At 61.2% G+C, this 14033-nt stretch carries 15 protein-coding genes; 7 read left to right on the top strand and 8 right to left on the bottom strand.

The genetic code is table 11. From position 1 onward, the window contains the following. Positions 1–10 precede the first annotated feature (10 nt). A complete protein-coding gene (locus SB659_RS11950) occupies positions 11–1312 on the top strand; it encodes an amidohydrolase family protein (protein ID WP_410550565.1) in 1302 nt (433 codons plus the stop codon). Between the two features lie 154 nt (positions 1313–1466). Here SB659_RS11950 and SB659_RS11955 read toward each other — a convergent pair whose 3' ends face one another. The 3 genes from SB659_RS11955 to SB659_RS11965 all read right to left on the bottom strand — a co-directional run bounded on the left by SB659_RS11955 (position 1467) and on the right by SB659_RS11965 (position 5103). Beyond that, positions 1467–2474 carry an acetamidase/formamidase family protein gene (locus SB659_RS11955; RefSeq protein ID WP_410550566.1) on the bottom strand — a complete coding sequence of 336 codons (1008 nt, stop codon included), beginning with the start codon at positions 2472–2474 and terminating at the stop codon, positions 1467–1469. 1 nt (position 2475) lies between these two features. Beyond that, positions 2476–3930, bottom strand: a complete 1455-nt coding sequence (locus tag SB659_RS11960; protein ID WP_410550567.1) for an APC family permease — start codon at positions 3928–3930, stop codon at positions 2476–2478. A 96-nt stretch (positions 3931–4026) separates the two neighbouring features. Next, positions 4027–5103, bottom strand: coding sequence for a substrate-binding domain-containing protein (locus tag SB659_RS11965; protein ID WP_410550568.1), 1077 nt, complete (start codon positions 5101–5103; stop codon positions 4027–4029). Between the two features lie 48 nt (positions 5104–5151). On the opposite strand from SB659_RS11965, the gene SB659_RS11970 reads away from it, so the two are divergent. After that, positions 5152–5634 (top strand): MarR family winged helix-turn-helix transcriptional regulator, encoded by a 483-nt coding sequence (locus SB659_RS11970; protein WP_410550569.1) that lies wholly within the window; start codon positions 5152–5154, stop codon positions 5632–5634. A 21-nt stretch (positions 5635–5655) separates the two neighbouring features. Here SB659_RS11970 and SB659_RS11975 read toward each other — a convergent pair whose 3' ends face one another. Together SB659_RS11975 and SB659_RS11980 are read right to left on the bottom strand one after the other, a co-directional pair. Beyond that, positions 5656–7257: an arylsulfotransferase family protein gene (locus SB659_RS11975; RefSeq protein ID WP_410550570.1), complete on the bottom strand. Its 1602-nt coding sequence runs from the start codon at positions 7255–7257 to the stop codon at positions 5656–5658. A gap of 128 nt (positions 7258–7385) precedes the next feature. Continuing rightward, complete coding sequence (locus tag SB659_RS11980; protein ID WP_410550571.1) at positions 7386–8249, bottom strand: sigma-70 family RNA polymerase sigma factor; 864 nt, start codon at positions 8247–8249, stop codon at positions 7386–7388. A 96-nt stretch (positions 8250–8345) separates the two neighbouring features. Here SB659_RS11980 and SB659_RS11985 point away from each other — a divergent pair, with 96 nt between their 5' ends. Then, positions 8346–9329: an Lrp/AsnC family transcriptional regulator gene (locus SB659_RS11985; RefSeq protein WP_410550572.1), complete on the top strand. Its 984-nt coding sequence runs from the start codon at positions 8346–8348 to the stop codon at positions 9327–9329. Between the two features lie 5 nt (positions 9330–9334). On the opposite strand, the gene SB659_RS11990 is transcribed toward SB659_RS11985, so the two are convergent. Together SB659_RS11990 and SB659_RS11995 are read right to left on the bottom strand one after the other, a co-directional pair. Further along, positions 9335–9763, bottom strand: coding sequence for a VOC family protein (locus SB659_RS11990; protein ID WP_284977881.1), 429 nt, complete (start codon positions 9761–9763; stop codon positions 9335–9337). Positions 9764–9874: 111 nt separating this feature from the next. Continuing rightward, positions 9875–10330 (bottom strand): VOC family protein, encoded by a 456-nt coding sequence (locus SB659_RS11995; protein WP_410550573.1) that lies wholly within the window; start codon positions 10328–10330, stop codon positions 9875–9877. A 138-nt stretch (positions 10331–10468) separates the two neighbouring features. Between SB659_RS11995 and SB659_RS12000 the strand changes: the two genes are divergently transcribed. Both SB659_RS12000 and SB659_RS12005 read left to right on the top strand, forming a co-directional pair. Continuing rightward, positions 10469–10858: a DUF3054 domain-containing protein gene (locus tag SB659_RS12000; RefSeq protein WP_410550574.1), complete on the top strand. Its 390-nt coding sequence runs from the start codon at positions 10469–10471 to the stop codon at positions 10856–10858. Positions 10859–10951: 93 nt separating this feature from the next. After that, the gene (locus SB659_RS12005) at positions 10952–11230 is read left to right on the top strand and encodes an Lrp/AsnC family transcriptional regulator (RefSeq protein WP_090821559.1); all 279 of its coding nucleotides are present in this window, start codon (positions 10952–10954) and stop codon (positions 11228–11230) included. Between the two features lie 14 nt (positions 11231–11244). Here the strand turns inward: SB659_RS12005 and trpD are convergent, their stop codons facing one another. After that, positions 11245–12303 carry an anthranilate phosphoribosyltransferase gene (gene trpD / locus SB659_RS12010; RefSeq protein ID WP_410550575.1) on the bottom strand — a complete coding sequence of 353 codons (1059 nt, stop codon included), beginning with the start codon at positions 12301–12303 and terminating at the stop codon, positions 11245–11247. 148 nt (positions 12304–12451) lie between these two features. On the opposite strand from trpD, the gene SB659_RS12015 reads away from it, so the two are divergent. Together SB659_RS12015 and SB659_RS12020 are read left to right on the top strand one after the other, a co-directional pair. Then, complete coding sequence (locus SB659_RS12015) at positions 12452–13090, top strand: heme-copper oxidase subunit III (RefSeq protein WP_284977887.1); 639 nt, start codon at positions 12452–12454, stop codon at positions 13088–13090. 88 nt (positions 13091–13178) lie between these two features. After that, positions 13179–13967, top strand: coding sequence for a c-type cytochrome (locus tag SB659_RS12020; protein WP_284974609.1), 789 nt, complete (start codon positions 13179–13181; stop codon positions 13965–13967). The last annotated feature ends 66 nt before the right edge of the window (positions 13968–14033 follow it).

The following is a 14033-nucleotide window of genomic DNA, read 5'->3' on the forward strand; positions in this document are numbered from 1 at the left end:
AACACTTCACATGATCCCCAACTTACCGGGAGACCTGACCATTCGGAACGCCAGGATCTTCGACGGCGAATCACCCGCACTCGTGGAGGGCTCCATCAGTGTTCGCGACGGCAGGATCACAGCCGTAGGCGACACGGACGGCAGCGAAGCCCGCCCCGGCTCAGGTACTGTGCTCGACGCGGGCGGACGGGTTGTGATTCCTGGTCTCATCGATGCCCACTTCCATGCCTACGCGCTCAGCCTGACCTCGGCCGTCAATGAAACCGGGCCCTTGAGCTACTCGGCGTTGGCCGGTGCCCGCAGGCTTGAGGCTGCGCTCCGCCGGGGCTTCACCTCCGTTAGGGACGTGGCCGGGGGCGACATCGGGCTTGCAACTGCCATCGAAGAAGGACTTTACCCCGGTCCCCGTTACTTCTTTACCGGTCCGGCGTTGAGCCAGACGGGCGGTCACGGGGACATCCGCGCCGCAAACGACGGAAGCTGCTTCCATGGCGGCCACATGTGCGAAGTGGTGGACGGCGTTGAGGACTTGCTGCTCGCGGTGCGCCACAGGTTCCGAACCGGCGCCACGGCCGTCAAGCTCATGACCTCCGGAGGCGTGATTTCACCGGTCGATCCAATCCGCGTCCCGCAGTACAGCCCTGCGGAGATCCGGGCGGTTACGGAAGAGGCGTCCCGGCGTGGCAGTTACGCCACGGCGCATGCCTACTCGCCGGAAGCGATCAGCCATTCTGTGCTCAATGGGGTTCGCTGCATTGAACACGGCAACCTGCTGGATGCTGAGACGGCCCAGCTCATGGCGGAGCACGACGTCTCTCTGGTGCCTACCTTGGTAACGTACGATGCCATGGGCCGCCGCGGCGCCGAGATCGGACTTACCGAGGTGGGTGCGGCCAAAAACCAGGAAGTACTGGCCGCAGGCAAGAAGGCCGTCTCACTGGCACGGGAGGCCGGTGTCCGGATTGGCTTTGGCACCGACCTTATGGGTGAGCTTGAGGATGAGCAGCTGACCGGGCTTCGCCTGCAGTGCGAGGTGTTGGGGGTCCACGACGCACTCCGCTCGGCGACGTCGACCAACGCGGCACTGCTCCGGCGGGACGACCTGGGACGCATTGCGGAGGGGGCCTGCGCGGACCTTGTGATGCTGGACGGCAATCCCTTCGAGGAGCCCTCGGTGCTTTGGGACGCGGGCCGGCCCCGAACCGTCATCAAGGCTGGCCGCATTGTCTCTTCGGGCGGACTGGCGGGCCAAGAACTGCCGTTCGAGCTGCCCTTGGCCCATGACATAAGCGGGTTCGCAACCTATGAATGAACGGGGAACTGACCTCTTCCCCGGGCCGCGGCACGAAAAGCAAAGCTGAATGTGGGCCCGCCTCTCCCCTATTCAACGCAAATTTAGGGCAAACCCCTCGAACGTTTGAGGCTGGCCCGGTTCTGCGGCGCCCCGAACCGGGCCAGCCTTCTTGCTAGCGTCCCTTGTACTCTTCGGCGGCAGTACGGAGCCTGCGGTGGACTCCACCGTAGGCCTCGGCTGATTTCAGCGACCACTTCGGTAACTTCGCCAGCATCGTGTAGTTCGGGTCGCAGACATTCGCAGCTGGAGCAAGACCGAGCTGACTGACGAGCTGGTAAGCATCGAGGGTGTCCATACCGGTGAGGTCAGAGGTCCAGGACACAAGGTCGGTTTGACTGATCCGGAACGCGTCATCGAGGGGCCGAACTGAGCCCGTGCTCATGATGTAGTCGTCATTTTCGAGCCTTGGCCATGCCAAGGCCCCTCCCTTGACGACGTCGACCACGATTGCGGTGTTCATCGCCGATTCCAGCCCGGTCCCGCAGACCTCGCCTTCCCCCTGCCGCGCGTGACCGTCACCAAGGGAGAGCATCGCCCCTGACACGTTGACCGGGAGGTAAAGCGTTGTCCCTGCCCGCACTTCAGGGGTATCCATGTTGCCCCCGTGAGTTGAAGGGGTCACCACCAGACGGACCTCCCCACTGGCGGGGGCTACGCCGACAGTACCGTGCATCGGATCCAGGGGAAGCCTGAGTACGTAATCGGACCGACGGGCACGGAACGTAGCCGTCCACGACTCAAGATCGAGGTCATAGAACCAAACGCGTTCCTCAAGCGGTTCCGACAGCATCGCCGTCTCGCGGGTTGGGGTCAATGCCCCAAAGAACGGGAAAGTGCTGGAGATTGCGTGGGCGCGGGCAGGTACGATCGACACGAAGTGGACGGCCAACACGTCGCCGATCTCCGCTCCTTCGACGTGGATCGGACCCGAGACCGGATTAAGCTCAGCGAACGGGACCACCTTGCTCGGCAGGTCTTCTGCGCTGGTTACCCGGCCTCCGTAGCAGTCCTCCGTGCTCAGTTCGACGACGTCGCCGGGCTTCACGCTGATGAGTGGTTCGACTCCCCCAAAGACGTAAGAGTACTGATCCGGGCGGGGCTTGAGAGAGTGGATTGTCATATCAGCCCACCTCATTGAACTCGAGCGGGGAGGCGGCTCCGGAGGGATCCGTCATTCGTCCTGCCTTCTGCAGGATGATGGCCACGATGACACCAACAACGAGCCAAACCACACCAAGGATCTGCGCGGCGATGTTGGCGTTGATGATGACCGAGACCAGGATGGCGAAGCCGAGAACCGGAAGCACCAGGTGCACCATCCACCGACGCGACTTCTGGCGGACAACAAACCACCACACCACTGCGACGTTTAGCAGGGAGAACGCAGTCAATGCGCCGAAGTTGACCAGGGTGGAGATTTCAGTGAGGCCGTTGGGCTGGGTGACCAGGTAAAGGCCGAGTACGAGTGAGATACCGGCGACAAGGAATGTGGCGTTCACCGGTACACCGCGTTTGGGGTGCACGCGGCTCAGGAACTTTGGAAGCTGGCGGTCCCGTGCCATGGCGAACAGAAGCCGGGATGTCGCTGCTTGAGCGACCAAGGCATTGGCGAAACCCCACGCGACGGCGGTCGCCGCAGCCGTGAGGATAAACAGGAAGGGGCCACCGGCGTTCTGGGCGGCAGCGTAGAAGGCCGTTCCGTCGGGATCGCCATTGGCGATGAGGCTGGCCGGGTCGTGTACGAGCATGGATCCCACCCACGTCTGTACAACAAAGAGCACGCCGACCAGGAGCAGTGCGGCGATCATTGACCGACCCAATGATTTGGTGGTCCCCGAGTTTTCCTCGGCAAGGGTGGATATGCCATCAAAGCCGAGGAAGGACAGCACTGCGATCGAGACCGCTCCGAATATCAAGGACCAGTCGAACGTGTGGGAGTTGAAGAAAGCGTCGAAGCTGAAGGTGCCCTGACCGTTGGCGACAGCCGTAAATCCGATCACAAGGAACACCGCCAATACGAGCAGTTCCAACACGAGCATGACCTTGTTGACCCGGGCGGTGAACTCGATGCCAAGATAATTGACCACGGTGTTGAGCACGACGAATGCGATCAGCCAGATCCACAGGGGCACAGCGGGGATCATCCCGTTCATGGCGATCGACGCCGCTAAATATAGGAGTGCAGGGATGAGTACGTAGTCCAGAAGGATCATCCAGCCGGCTACGAATCCCAGGATCCGTGTGATTCCGCGGCCCACATAGGTGTAGACGGAACCCGACATCGGGAAGGCTTGGACCATCTGCGCGTACGAGTTCGCCGTACACATCATGGCAAGCATTCCGACGATGTAGGCCATCGCGACCATGCCGCCGGAGGCCTGGAATACGCTCCCGAAGATCGCAAACGGGGCGATCGGCACCATGAAGATCAACCCGTAGACCAGCAAGTCGGAGAACTTCAGACTGCGCTTAAGCTCCTGGCGGTAACCGAAATCCTCGATCCCGTCGCCCGTCTCGCCCGCAATCTCAGGCGAAACAGCACCGTCGTTTGTTGCGCTCGATCCCTTGATAGACATCAATTTTATCCAATGGTCAGCCGCAGACGGCATGGCCCGCGGGGAGGTGGAGAATTTATTTCCAGATGGAATGATTGGATACTACTGGGATGAGGCCTAGATCACAAACAGGTCGTTCCCCGCGGCCACTGCGATTTCCCAACCGGCGGTTGGTCGAGCAAAAGCAGAGCCTGTGGACCCCGTCGTCGAAGTTAGGCGCCGAGCGGCCTTACTAGGCGGCATCGACTCCAAGAGCCCGCTTCGCCACAATTCCATCAGCAGGACGACTCCGTCATAACAGCCTTGGGCATACGACGCCGGAAGGGGTGCTGATGCCCCGAAGCGATCCCTATACAGCTCAAGCAAGCTCTGATGTCGCTCATCGCCCTTGCCAATGAATGACGGCATCGCCGAGTACAGCATGCCCGTTGAGTCCCCTCCAGCCGCCAAGAGGCTGTTTTCATCCAGCGTGGTGCATAGCCGGATGAAGCGCTGGTCAGCGCCGATCTCCGCTGTCGAACGGTGAAAGGTGATGCCGTCGCGGCCAACGAGCGAGATCAAGATTGCATCCGCGCCATTCTTCCGCGACTCATCCAAGAGCTGCTCCGCATCGACCGAGCCCAAGGGAACGAGCCGGTCCATAACAACGTCCTGCCCTAGCCCTCGTAGAAGCTGGGCGGCGGTGCGGTGAACCTGTCGTGGCCAGATGTAATCATTGCCGATCAAAGCCCACCGGCGCACCCGGCGGTGCGCGATAATCCATTCGAGGGGCCCCTGAAGCTGCAACCGCGGACCCGAACCGATAAAGATCGTACCCGCCCCTCCTGGTTCCCGCTCGTGTGGAGGCGTGAAGACATAAGGCACCCGGTCACCAACCACCCGCGAAACAGCCGCACGGACATCCGAGGTGTGGGCCCCGACGAAGCCCTGGACGAGTCCGGCGCCGACAAGCTGACTTACGATACGTGCCGCCTCGGAGGGTCCCCGACCGGCGTCGATCACGACGAGCTCAGGTACGACGCCGGCCCGTTCAACCACGTGCTCGGCAGCAAGGACTGCGCAGTTCAGGATTGACGGACCCGAGATACCCATCACCCCCGACAGCGGAGCGAGCAGCCCGATACTCAGGGTTCCCGGAGTAGGGCCCCGCAGCAAAAGAGTGCTCGGAAGCACTAGGCTGGTGGCAGAGGTCACAACCCGATCTTGCCGCATCGGGGAGCACAGAGCGATTCAGGAGGACTCATGTTCCCGGTTTGGGATAAAAACGGACCCGGCGTCCCGCTCGCCAAGGTTATCTCCGCCCTCGCGGCCATCGAAAAAGAGCTACTCGACGGTCTCGCACTAGCGCTTAGCGAGGAGGACGCCACCGTGGAACAGTGGCGGATACTCAGCTTGGTCTCGAAGTTTGATTCCCCGACGATGGGCGAACTTGCCGCATCCTCGGGCATGGCCAACGCGTCCCTGAGCAGGGTGATCGACTCGTTGGAAGATGCCGCCTCTGTCTTCCGGATTCCCAGCCCCGAGGACCGCCGTCGAGTCACCGTCCAGATCTCCGACCACGGCAGCGCCAGACTCGACAGGATGGACAGCCTCGTCTCTGCATGGGACGCGGCGACTCGGGAGCGACTGGGTAGCGACACCGTCGACGCCCTGTCCCACGCCGTCCACTTGGCAGGCCTACGGGAAGCAGCCGGGCGCCCGGCTCCGGAAATCGTGGCCCATTAGGCGCAAACCCAGTAGCTGCGGTTAAGCTGCGATCGTTACCGACGTCGACAACACGGCACCGTTCTTATCCAGTGCCTGTACCGATACATGCGCAGCTGCTGCGATCGCAGCTGAGGTCTCAAAGCCGCGTTTAGGGAACGTTCCAGCCTCACGAAGCGCACTTGGACTGGTGCCGCTGAGGAATCGCCACTTGGCAACCTCCGTGGCGCCGTTCCAACTCGCGTAGACCTCCATCGTTGAGCCATTACCTGGAACCACAGCTACGTCGGGGAGCGCGGCAGGCTGCGCGCTCCATGCGCTTCGGTAAGCCCGATAGGAACCGGTACCCACACGGGTCGCCTCATAAATGGCGGAGCCCTGAGCAGTGAATTCGGTGACAGCCGGGTCTGCGCCCCAACCGACCAGAACATTTCCGTTAGGCAGGAACTGGAGACTACCCATGGCATTGCCCCGGTGACCTGCGTTGTTGAACTCTTGGTGGACCGCGGCCGTCCGGGCTTTCTCGTCAACGGCGAGCACCAGACCACGCGATGTCCCCGCCGTGCCGGAATAGTAGTGATTGTCGAACATGCTGATCAGTCCGTTCGGCCGCCGTCGTGCATCGTGCTGCCAAGCGAATGCTGCATTTGGCCCGAGCTTGAAGTCGCTTTGCTTGCCACCCAGCCGCCACCGGATGGTTCCGGTCATCCTGTCCACCAGATACAAAGCGTGCGTGTGCCGGGATGAAATCAGCAACGCGTCTCCGCTCTCCTCCACGGAATTCAGGTGGTACGGGTCGTAGGCTTTGTCCGGCGTCGAGCCGTCACTGCCGGCGTCGTCAGACGGACGCAGAAAGGAATCCGTCAAGGGAATGTGTTCCAAGGCGTCCCAGTCCAACAAGACAGCTCCGGTCCGGACATTCACCTCCTGCACATGGCAGTTGAACATATTGCCGGCGACCGGCCCGCCTACCGCGGACAGGTCATGCTGAACGGTGGGATAGGCGGTCAGTAATGCGGTTCCCGCCGATGTCAGGGTGAACTCGTGGAGGTCTGCCTGCATCCCTTTGCCTGCCGTGACTTCGGCGATAATCCGATAGCTGCTGTCCATGATTACCCCCTTGCCCATGCCGTGGCCGCCGACGCCGGTTCCGGTCCAGTAGGTGAGCACAGGCTGGCCCTCGAAGGATTGCACGCGCAGATCCATCACACCGGCACCTGTCGGTTCCAGCCAGACAGGCTCGCCGACGTTGTTCATGATCATTCCGTTCGAACCATGTCCCATGGGACCTGTAAACAACAGCCCGGGCGCCGGAGATCCCGTGGACCAACTGGCCACATGCGGGGCGGTGAGGTGCGTCGTCACGAAGGTACGGTCAGGCGGCGCCACGGCCCGGGGCGAAGGTGAGGATGAAGGGGAAGCGGTGGGAAGAGATGGGGAGGCTGAGACCGTCGTTGTCTGAGCAGCCAATCCAGGCATAAGTCCCGTTTTGGATAGGCCGGTCGCGCCAAGCGCTCCAACACCTATCAGTCCGGCTCCGTGCAAGAGGCGACGCCGGCTCAGCGGCAGAGATACTCGCCCGTGCTCACCGGCCGGAGCGAGCTTGCCGTCGTCGTTGGTTCCAGGGTCTCGTTCAACGTTCACCCACTCAGGGTAGGCACGGATGCTATGTGGGCGCGTCGAGAAATCTTTGAATCCGCTGTGACTGAATGAGGTGGACCCTGGAGGGTGTCAGTACACAAAGGGCTGCAACGCCGTCGTGAGCGGGGCACCTATCGTGCTGATACCGCTGGGATCACCGCGCGAGGCTGTGGGTTCATGCCTGCTTGAATATGCTGCAGGTCAGCCAGCGCATTGGCACAATGCCTGCACATGGCAACATGCTCGTCCACGCGCAAGCGTGCAGCCTTGTGCACCGCGTTCCTCACGAACTTGCCCAAATGCCGTGCGAAGTCCGTACATTCCTCAATAGCGGCTTTGCCCACGTGCTGCTGTAGGTACGCTTGCCGCAGTCCCTCCGTTGCGCGTATCAGTAACGAGGACACACCATTCGGCGTCAAGTTCAACACTCGGGCCGAGGCAGCCGGCTTGAGGCCTTCGACTTCCATGCACCATAGAACGGCCTGCCACCGCACCGGTAGGGAGCGGAATGCCCGCATCAGGATCGTTGATTCGAAAGCTGCGATGCTGGTGTTTTCCTCGAGTGTCAAAACATCCAGCGCGCTTCCATAGCCCAACGTCGCAGAGCGCCGCACTTTCAGGTTCCTGCGGTGGGCCATGCGCCTTACGGTAGTGGTCAGGTATGCCTGGAATGATTCGCGGGGCCCTTTTCCTGAGGTCAACGCTGCAAACACCGCCGCGAACGCCTCGGAAACAACATCCTCGGCTTCGCTGGAACTATCTGATTCCGCCCGCGCCACGTAGCCCGCGACCTTACGATGGCGCCTGTACAGTTCCGCGAATGCTTCGTGGTCCCCCTCCCGCACCAGGGCGATCAGGCCTGCATCATCCGACCCTGCACCGGCACGGACCTCATCGTCCGTGCGGCTGTTGGGAGCGGGGGTCTCGAAGGGGCGAGGGATACCGAAGATGGGTTCCAGGCGGCTGGCAGCTGATGTGCTGATGAGAGGAGACATGGCTGGCTTTCAAGTGAGGAACGGGCGAACCAAACCTAGCCAGCAAGTGATCGAATACACTCAAAATGCAGGATTCTTCCGAGAAAAGAGCGTCCGATGCAGGAATATCTGCTCGATGAGCGGGATCTCCGTCTACTGCATGCACTTCAAATACGTCCGCGGGCGCCCTGGACGGCGATAGCTCCGGTGGTCGGCGCAGACGCGGTCACATTGGCAAGACGCTGGCAGGCTCTCCAAGACTCAGGTCTTGCCTGGATTACCTCCTACAAGGGTCCAGGCGCCAAATATGCCGGGGCGATCGTGGAAATCGACTGCGTACCGGCAAGCATTGCCCCCGTCACGGAAGAGCTCGCCCGCGACCCGGAGGTCCTGTCCATCGATCAAGCCGCCGGTGGGCGGGATTTGGTGGTGACGGTTCAGTCTCGCTCCGAAGCAGCCCTCGGCGAATTCGTGCTGGACAAACTACCGTCCGTGTCCGGCGTCACCAGCACTCGAACCCACCGGGGGATCAAACTTCTCGCCGACGCACAAGTATGGAGGCTGCGGTCGCTGAATGAACGCGAAGCCAATCGGTTGGCGATCGATCTCCCGGAACCGGGAAACGGGCAGCGAGGAGTCCCGGCCGACGTCGAGAGTGGACTCGCCAAAATACTCGCGCTGGACGGCCGGGCCACCATAGCTGACATCGCCGGTTGGCTCGGAATCAGCCAAACCCGGGCCAAGACGGCGTTGTCCGCTCTCCTGGCAGAGAAACGCCTGATCATGCGCCTCGAAGTGGCTCGGCCCTATACGCCGTGGCCGCTAGCCGTATGGTATTTCCTCCGCGTGCCGGCAACCCATGTTGAAGACGTTGCAGGAAAACTGACCGGACTCAACGAAGTGCGATTGGTAGCAACCACGGCAGGTATGTATTCGATTCTCATGACGGTATGGCTTCGTCGCGTTGAAGACATGACAGTACTTGAGAGGCAGCTTGGCGAAAGATTGCCTTTCGCCGAGATCATGGACCGCTCGATAGTGCTCCGTACCCCAAAGCACATGGGTATTCGGCTCACCACGGACGGACGGAGGGACCTATAGCCGGATCAATCTTCTTGGGGAGCCCCTGCGATGTTGACCAGCCACGCGATGCCGAATTTATCCACGCACATGCCAAAGGCATCTCCCCAAGGCGCCTTCTCCAGCGGAATGGTGACCGTGCCGCCGTCGATAAGCTTTTCCCAGTAGTCACGAAGCTCTGCGTCATCCGAGGACTCGCCGCTGAGGGACACGGAGATGTTATCTCCGGGGTTGTGCTGCATGCTGCTGGGTGTATCCGCGGCCATCAGCGTGAAGCCGTTCGGCGCCACCAACATGGCATGCATCACCTTGTCAGCTTCCGCAGGGTCCTCGTTTGCCTGGAAGTCACCGAAAGTGCTGACATTCAGCTCCCCGCCGAAGACGGACTGGTAGAAAGTGATCGCGTCGCGGGCGTTGTCACGGAATGAGATATAGGGGTTCAGGCGGGTTGCCATCGGTCAGATCTCCTCGGGTTGTCGTGGGCCAGTGGCGGCCGTGCCGTCATGCTAACAGCGGCGGGTGCTGCGTGTCCCCACCTTTTCAAACACGCTTTTCAAACACGCTTTTCAAACGCCGTCGTAGGCCTTTTGCAAAAGGTCCATGTCAAGCTTGCGCATCTTCATCATTGCCTCGAGGGCGCGCTGGGACCCTTCAGGATCCGGTCCATTGAGGAGTGTTGGCATGGCCGTGGGGACAATCTGCCAGGACAAGCCGAACTTATCCTTGAGCCACCCGCACTGACTCTCCTGGCCACCAACCAAAAGTGCCTCCCAATAACGGTCAACTTCCTCTTGGGAATCACAGTTAACCACGAGCGAGACGGCCTCATTGAACGTGAAGATGGGGCCACCATTAAGGCCTACGAACTGCCTGCCCTCGATCTCGAACCCAACGGTAAGGGCGTTGCCGTCAGGTCCAAGCACGGTTTCCCCTATGGACGAGTTGTCGAAGATCGAGGTGTAGAACTCGGCGGCCTCGGCCGCTTGTCCGTCAAACCATAAACAGGTGGAAATTTTCTGCATCTACCGCTCCTCGATTCATGTCGGGACCCGGTTGTCCCCCCCGTCCGAGGCTAATACTGCCGTCCCGCCCACACAACGGTCGACGGCGGTAGCGTCCAAACTTCGTCCCGGGGCCAGCACCCCGCTATGGTCGAAGTCATGACATCACCATTCAAAGCGGGGATCTACGCCGCCGTCGCGGACCTCCTGCTGATCCTTGCCTTCGCCGCCATCGGCCGCGAAGCCCATGCTCGCGGCGACATTATTGGGGGTGCCTTCACGACGGCTTGGCCGTTCCTGGCGGGTGCCGCGATCGGATGGATAGCCCTGCGGGCATGGCGTTCCCCGTTGGTCCTTTGGCCGTCCGGGGTAGGCATCTGGATCGGCGCCGTCATCGTTGGAATGCTGCTGAGGGCGGCCACCGGCCAAACTGTGGTGCTGGCGTTCGTGATCGTTGCGTTGATCTCCCTTGGAGTGTTCCTCTTGGGTTACCGAGCGGTCACCGCATTGGTCATCCGGATGTCGCGCAGGCGGCAGCGCAGGGCCTGACCATCACCGAGTAGACCCCTGCGCCATCCCCGTGCAGCCCCATGGACTAGGCTGTAAACACACCGCAATGATGCCCTCCCGGAAAGGTTCCATGTGATCACTGCATTCGTTCTGATCAAGACCGATGCTTCACGCATCCCGGAAACTGCTGAGCAAATTTCAGCCATCCAGGGCATCAGCGAGGTCTACTCCGTGACCGGGGAATGGGACCTGATTGCAGTCGCTCGCGTCACCAAGCATGAAGAGCTTGCGGATGTGATCGCCGACCGTCTTTCCAAGGTGGCCTCGGTAGTCCACACCACCACCCACATTGCGTTCCGTGCCTACTCGCAACACGACTTGGACGCGGCTTTCGCACTCGGTTTCGAATAAGTACCGGAGGAGGTTCAGCCTTGGCTGAGCTCAATCCACTTCTTCAGGACCTCCGCAGCCCGGCCCGAATCCACTGACTCTGCCGCGCGCGCATAGGCGGCCCGCATTCGGTCAACCAAGCTGCCCTCGGACTTCAGGTCCACGGCCACCAGGCCTGCTGCAGCGTTCAGGAGAACGGCGTCGCGTATGGGCCCCGTCTTCCCGTCCAGCACTTCCCGGACCACGACGGCGTTCGCCGCAGCATCGCCACCCCGGAGATCGGCCACTGTAGACGCCTTAATCCCCAACTCGGTGGGCGAAAAAACCTGTTCCGTGACAGAACGGTTCCGGATCTCCCACACGGTGGACGGCCCGGTCGGCGTCAGCTCATCCAAGCCGTCGTCACCGCGGAAAACAAGGCCTCGGCTCCCCCGCCGGGCCAATACGCCAGCCACAAGGGGCGCCATGCGGGCGTTCGCCACACCGACGGCGGAAGCCTGCACCTGCGCTGGGTTGGTCATCGGCCCCAAAAAGTTGAACGCAGTTGGCACGGCCAGCTCACGGCGCGGCACGGCTGTGTGCCGGAACGAAGGATGGAACACCTGAGCAAAGCAAAAAGTGATGCCAGCTTCTTCGGCGTTGCGGGCCACGCGATCAATGGAAAGGTCCAAGCGGACGCCCAGCGCCTCCAGTACGTCCGCGGAACCGGACGTCGACGACGCGGCCCGGTTTCCATGCTTGACCACTTTTGCGCCCGCCCCGGCGGCGACCAACGCGGCCATCGTCGAGATATTGACGGTATTGAGGCGGTCGCCTCCGGTGCCCACGATGTCCAGCTTTTCTCCGGAAATCGATATGGGGTTGGCGTTCTGCACCATCGCCGCCACGAGACCGGCCAGTTCCTCGACCGTTTCGCCCTTGGAGCGAAGCGCCACCAGGAATCCGGCAATCTGCGCCGGAGTCGCTTCGCCGGCCATGATCGTGTTCATGGCCCATTCGGTGTTCTCCACCGCAAGGTCGTCGCCATTAATCAGTGCAGAGATGAGCCCGGGCCACGTATTGCTGGCTGCGGGTGCCGATGCCGGAGAAGTCACCCTCTGATGCTATCTAGGTAGCCATGCCCGTGACGAATGTGAACCGACGCGGGAACTTTTCCGCGCGATTTCGCGTCTTTGTAGAAAAAGTCCCCCCAAACGGTGGTTTGCATTGGGAACTCTGGACTTTTACAGACATAATGTCCTTGTGACATCTGCGACCCATGCCCCCAGTACCCCGGCGCACCCGACGCTGAACCGCCCCAACTTGGTTTCTGTTGGAACCGTAGTTTGGCTGTCCAGTGAGTTGATGTTCTTCGCCGGCCTTTTTGCCATGTACTTCACCCTCCGGTCCACTTCAGGATCCTTGTGGGCGGAAGAGACAGCTAAGCTCAACTTCCCGTTCGCGCTGGTGAACACCATCGTCCTCGTGGCGAGTTCGTTTACGTGCCAGATGGGCGTTTTCGCCGCTGAACGCCTCGAACCGCGCCGCAGGGGTAGGCTGCTGCAGTTCACCCGCTGGGGTATGACGGAGTGGTTTGCCCTGACGTTCTTGATGGGCGCCTTCTTCGTTGCCGGCCAGACAACGGAATACGCCATGCTTGTCTCCGAGCACGTCACGCTGTCCGCCAACGCCTACGGATCCGCCTTCTTCATGACCACCGGCTTCCACGGCCTCCACGTCATCGGTGGACTGATCGCCTTCCTGTTCATCATCGGCCGCGCTTTCGCAGCCAAGAAGTTCGGGCACTTTGAGGCAACGTCAGCGATCGTCACCTCGTATTACTGGCACTTTGTCGACGTTGTGTGGATCGGCCTCTTCCTGGTCATCTACGTCCTCAAGTAAGCCCGGCCTTGACTCTTTTTCTACAAGAGGCAGAATTTCAAGAAGCGGCTCATAGAGCCGACGCAGGATCGAAAAAAGGAACCACCACGTGAAGGCACTATCGCAGAAGCGACGTCACCCACTGGCAGCCATTGCGCTGTTGCTGATGGGCCTACTCCTCACTGGTGGGCTGTACGCCGTCGCCACATCTGTCAACCAGGCCAAAGCCGACACCCCCACTGCCAGCGCAAGTGACGTAGAGCAGGGCGGCAAGTTGTTCGCCGCCAACTGCGCCACCTGCCACGGCATGGGTGCCAGCGGATCCAAAGACGGGCCCTCGCTGGTCGGCGTCGGCGCCGCAGCGGTTGACTTCCAGGTTGGAACCGGTCGTATGCCCATGCAGATGAACGGACCACAGGCCCAACAGAAGCCAGTGCAGTTCAACGACCAGCAGACCTCTCAGCTGGCAGCATACGTAGCTTCGCTGGGCGCAGGCCCGGCCATCCCGGAAGCCGGCCTCTTGGACGGAAAGGGTGATGCCGCCAAGGGCGGCGAGCTCTTCCGTGTGAACTGTGCCATGTGCCACAACGCCGCAGCCGCAGGCGGTGCCCTGACCCAAGGTAAGTTCGCTCCTTCCTTGTCCGATGTCAGCAGCCAGCACATCTACGAAGCCATGGCAACGGGACCGCAGAACATGCCCGTCTTCAATGACTCGAACGTCTCCCCTGAAGGCAAGCGCGACATCATCACCTTCCTGAAGACCATTGATGCCAACGGTTCACCGGGCGGTGCCCAACTCGGCTCCCTGGGCCCTGTGTCCGAAGGGCTCTTCGTTTGGGTGGCCGGACTCGGCGTCATCATCGCCTTTACGATTTGGCTGACGTCCCGCACGTCCTAGCCTTTCCCGGCAATTAGAAAACTTCTGCTGGAACAACAGCAGTTTGGAACTGAAAATTAACTCGGC

It is taken from the genome of Arthrobacter sp. SIMBA_036 (assembly GCF_046535135.1).
Classification (GTDB): Bacteria; Actinomycetota; Actinomycetes; order Actinomycetales; family Micrococcaceae; genus Arthrobacter.

Coding starts and splice junctions, on each gene's coding strand:
- SB659_RS11950 (WP_410550565.1), top strand. CDS start 11: ATGATCCCCAACTTACCGGGAGACCTGACCATTCGGAACGCCAGGATC.
- SB659_RS11955 (WP_410550566.1), bottom strand. CDS start 2,474: ATGACAATCCACTCTCTCAAGCCCCGCCCGGATCAGTACTCTTACGTC.
- SB659_RS11960 (WP_410550567.1), bottom strand. CDS start 3,930: ATGTCTATCAAGGGATCGAGCGCAACAAACGACGGTGCTGTTTCGCCT.
- SB659_RS11970 (WP_410550569.1), top strand. CDS start 5,152: ATGTTCCCGGTTTGGGATAAAAACGGACCCGGCGTCCCGCTCGCCAAG.
- SB659_RS11980 (WP_410550571.1), bottom strand. CDS start 8,249: ATGTCTCCTCTCATCAGCACATCAGCTGCCAGCCGCCTGGAACCCATC.
- SB659_RS11985 (WP_410550572.1), top strand. CDS start 8,346: ATGCAGGAATATCTGCTCGATGAGCGGGATCTCCGTCTACTGCATGCA.
- SB659_RS11990 (WP_284977881.1), bottom strand. CDS start 9,763: ATGGCAACCCGCCTGAACCCCTATATCTCATTCCGTGACAACGCCCGC.
- SB659_RS11995 (WP_410550573.1), bottom strand. CDS start 10,330: ATGCAGAAAATTTCCACCTGTTTATGGTTTGACGGACAAGCGGCCGAG.
- SB659_RS12000 (WP_410550574.1), top strand. CDS start 10,469: ATGACATCACCATTCAAAGCGGGGATCTACGCCGCCGTCGCGGACCTC.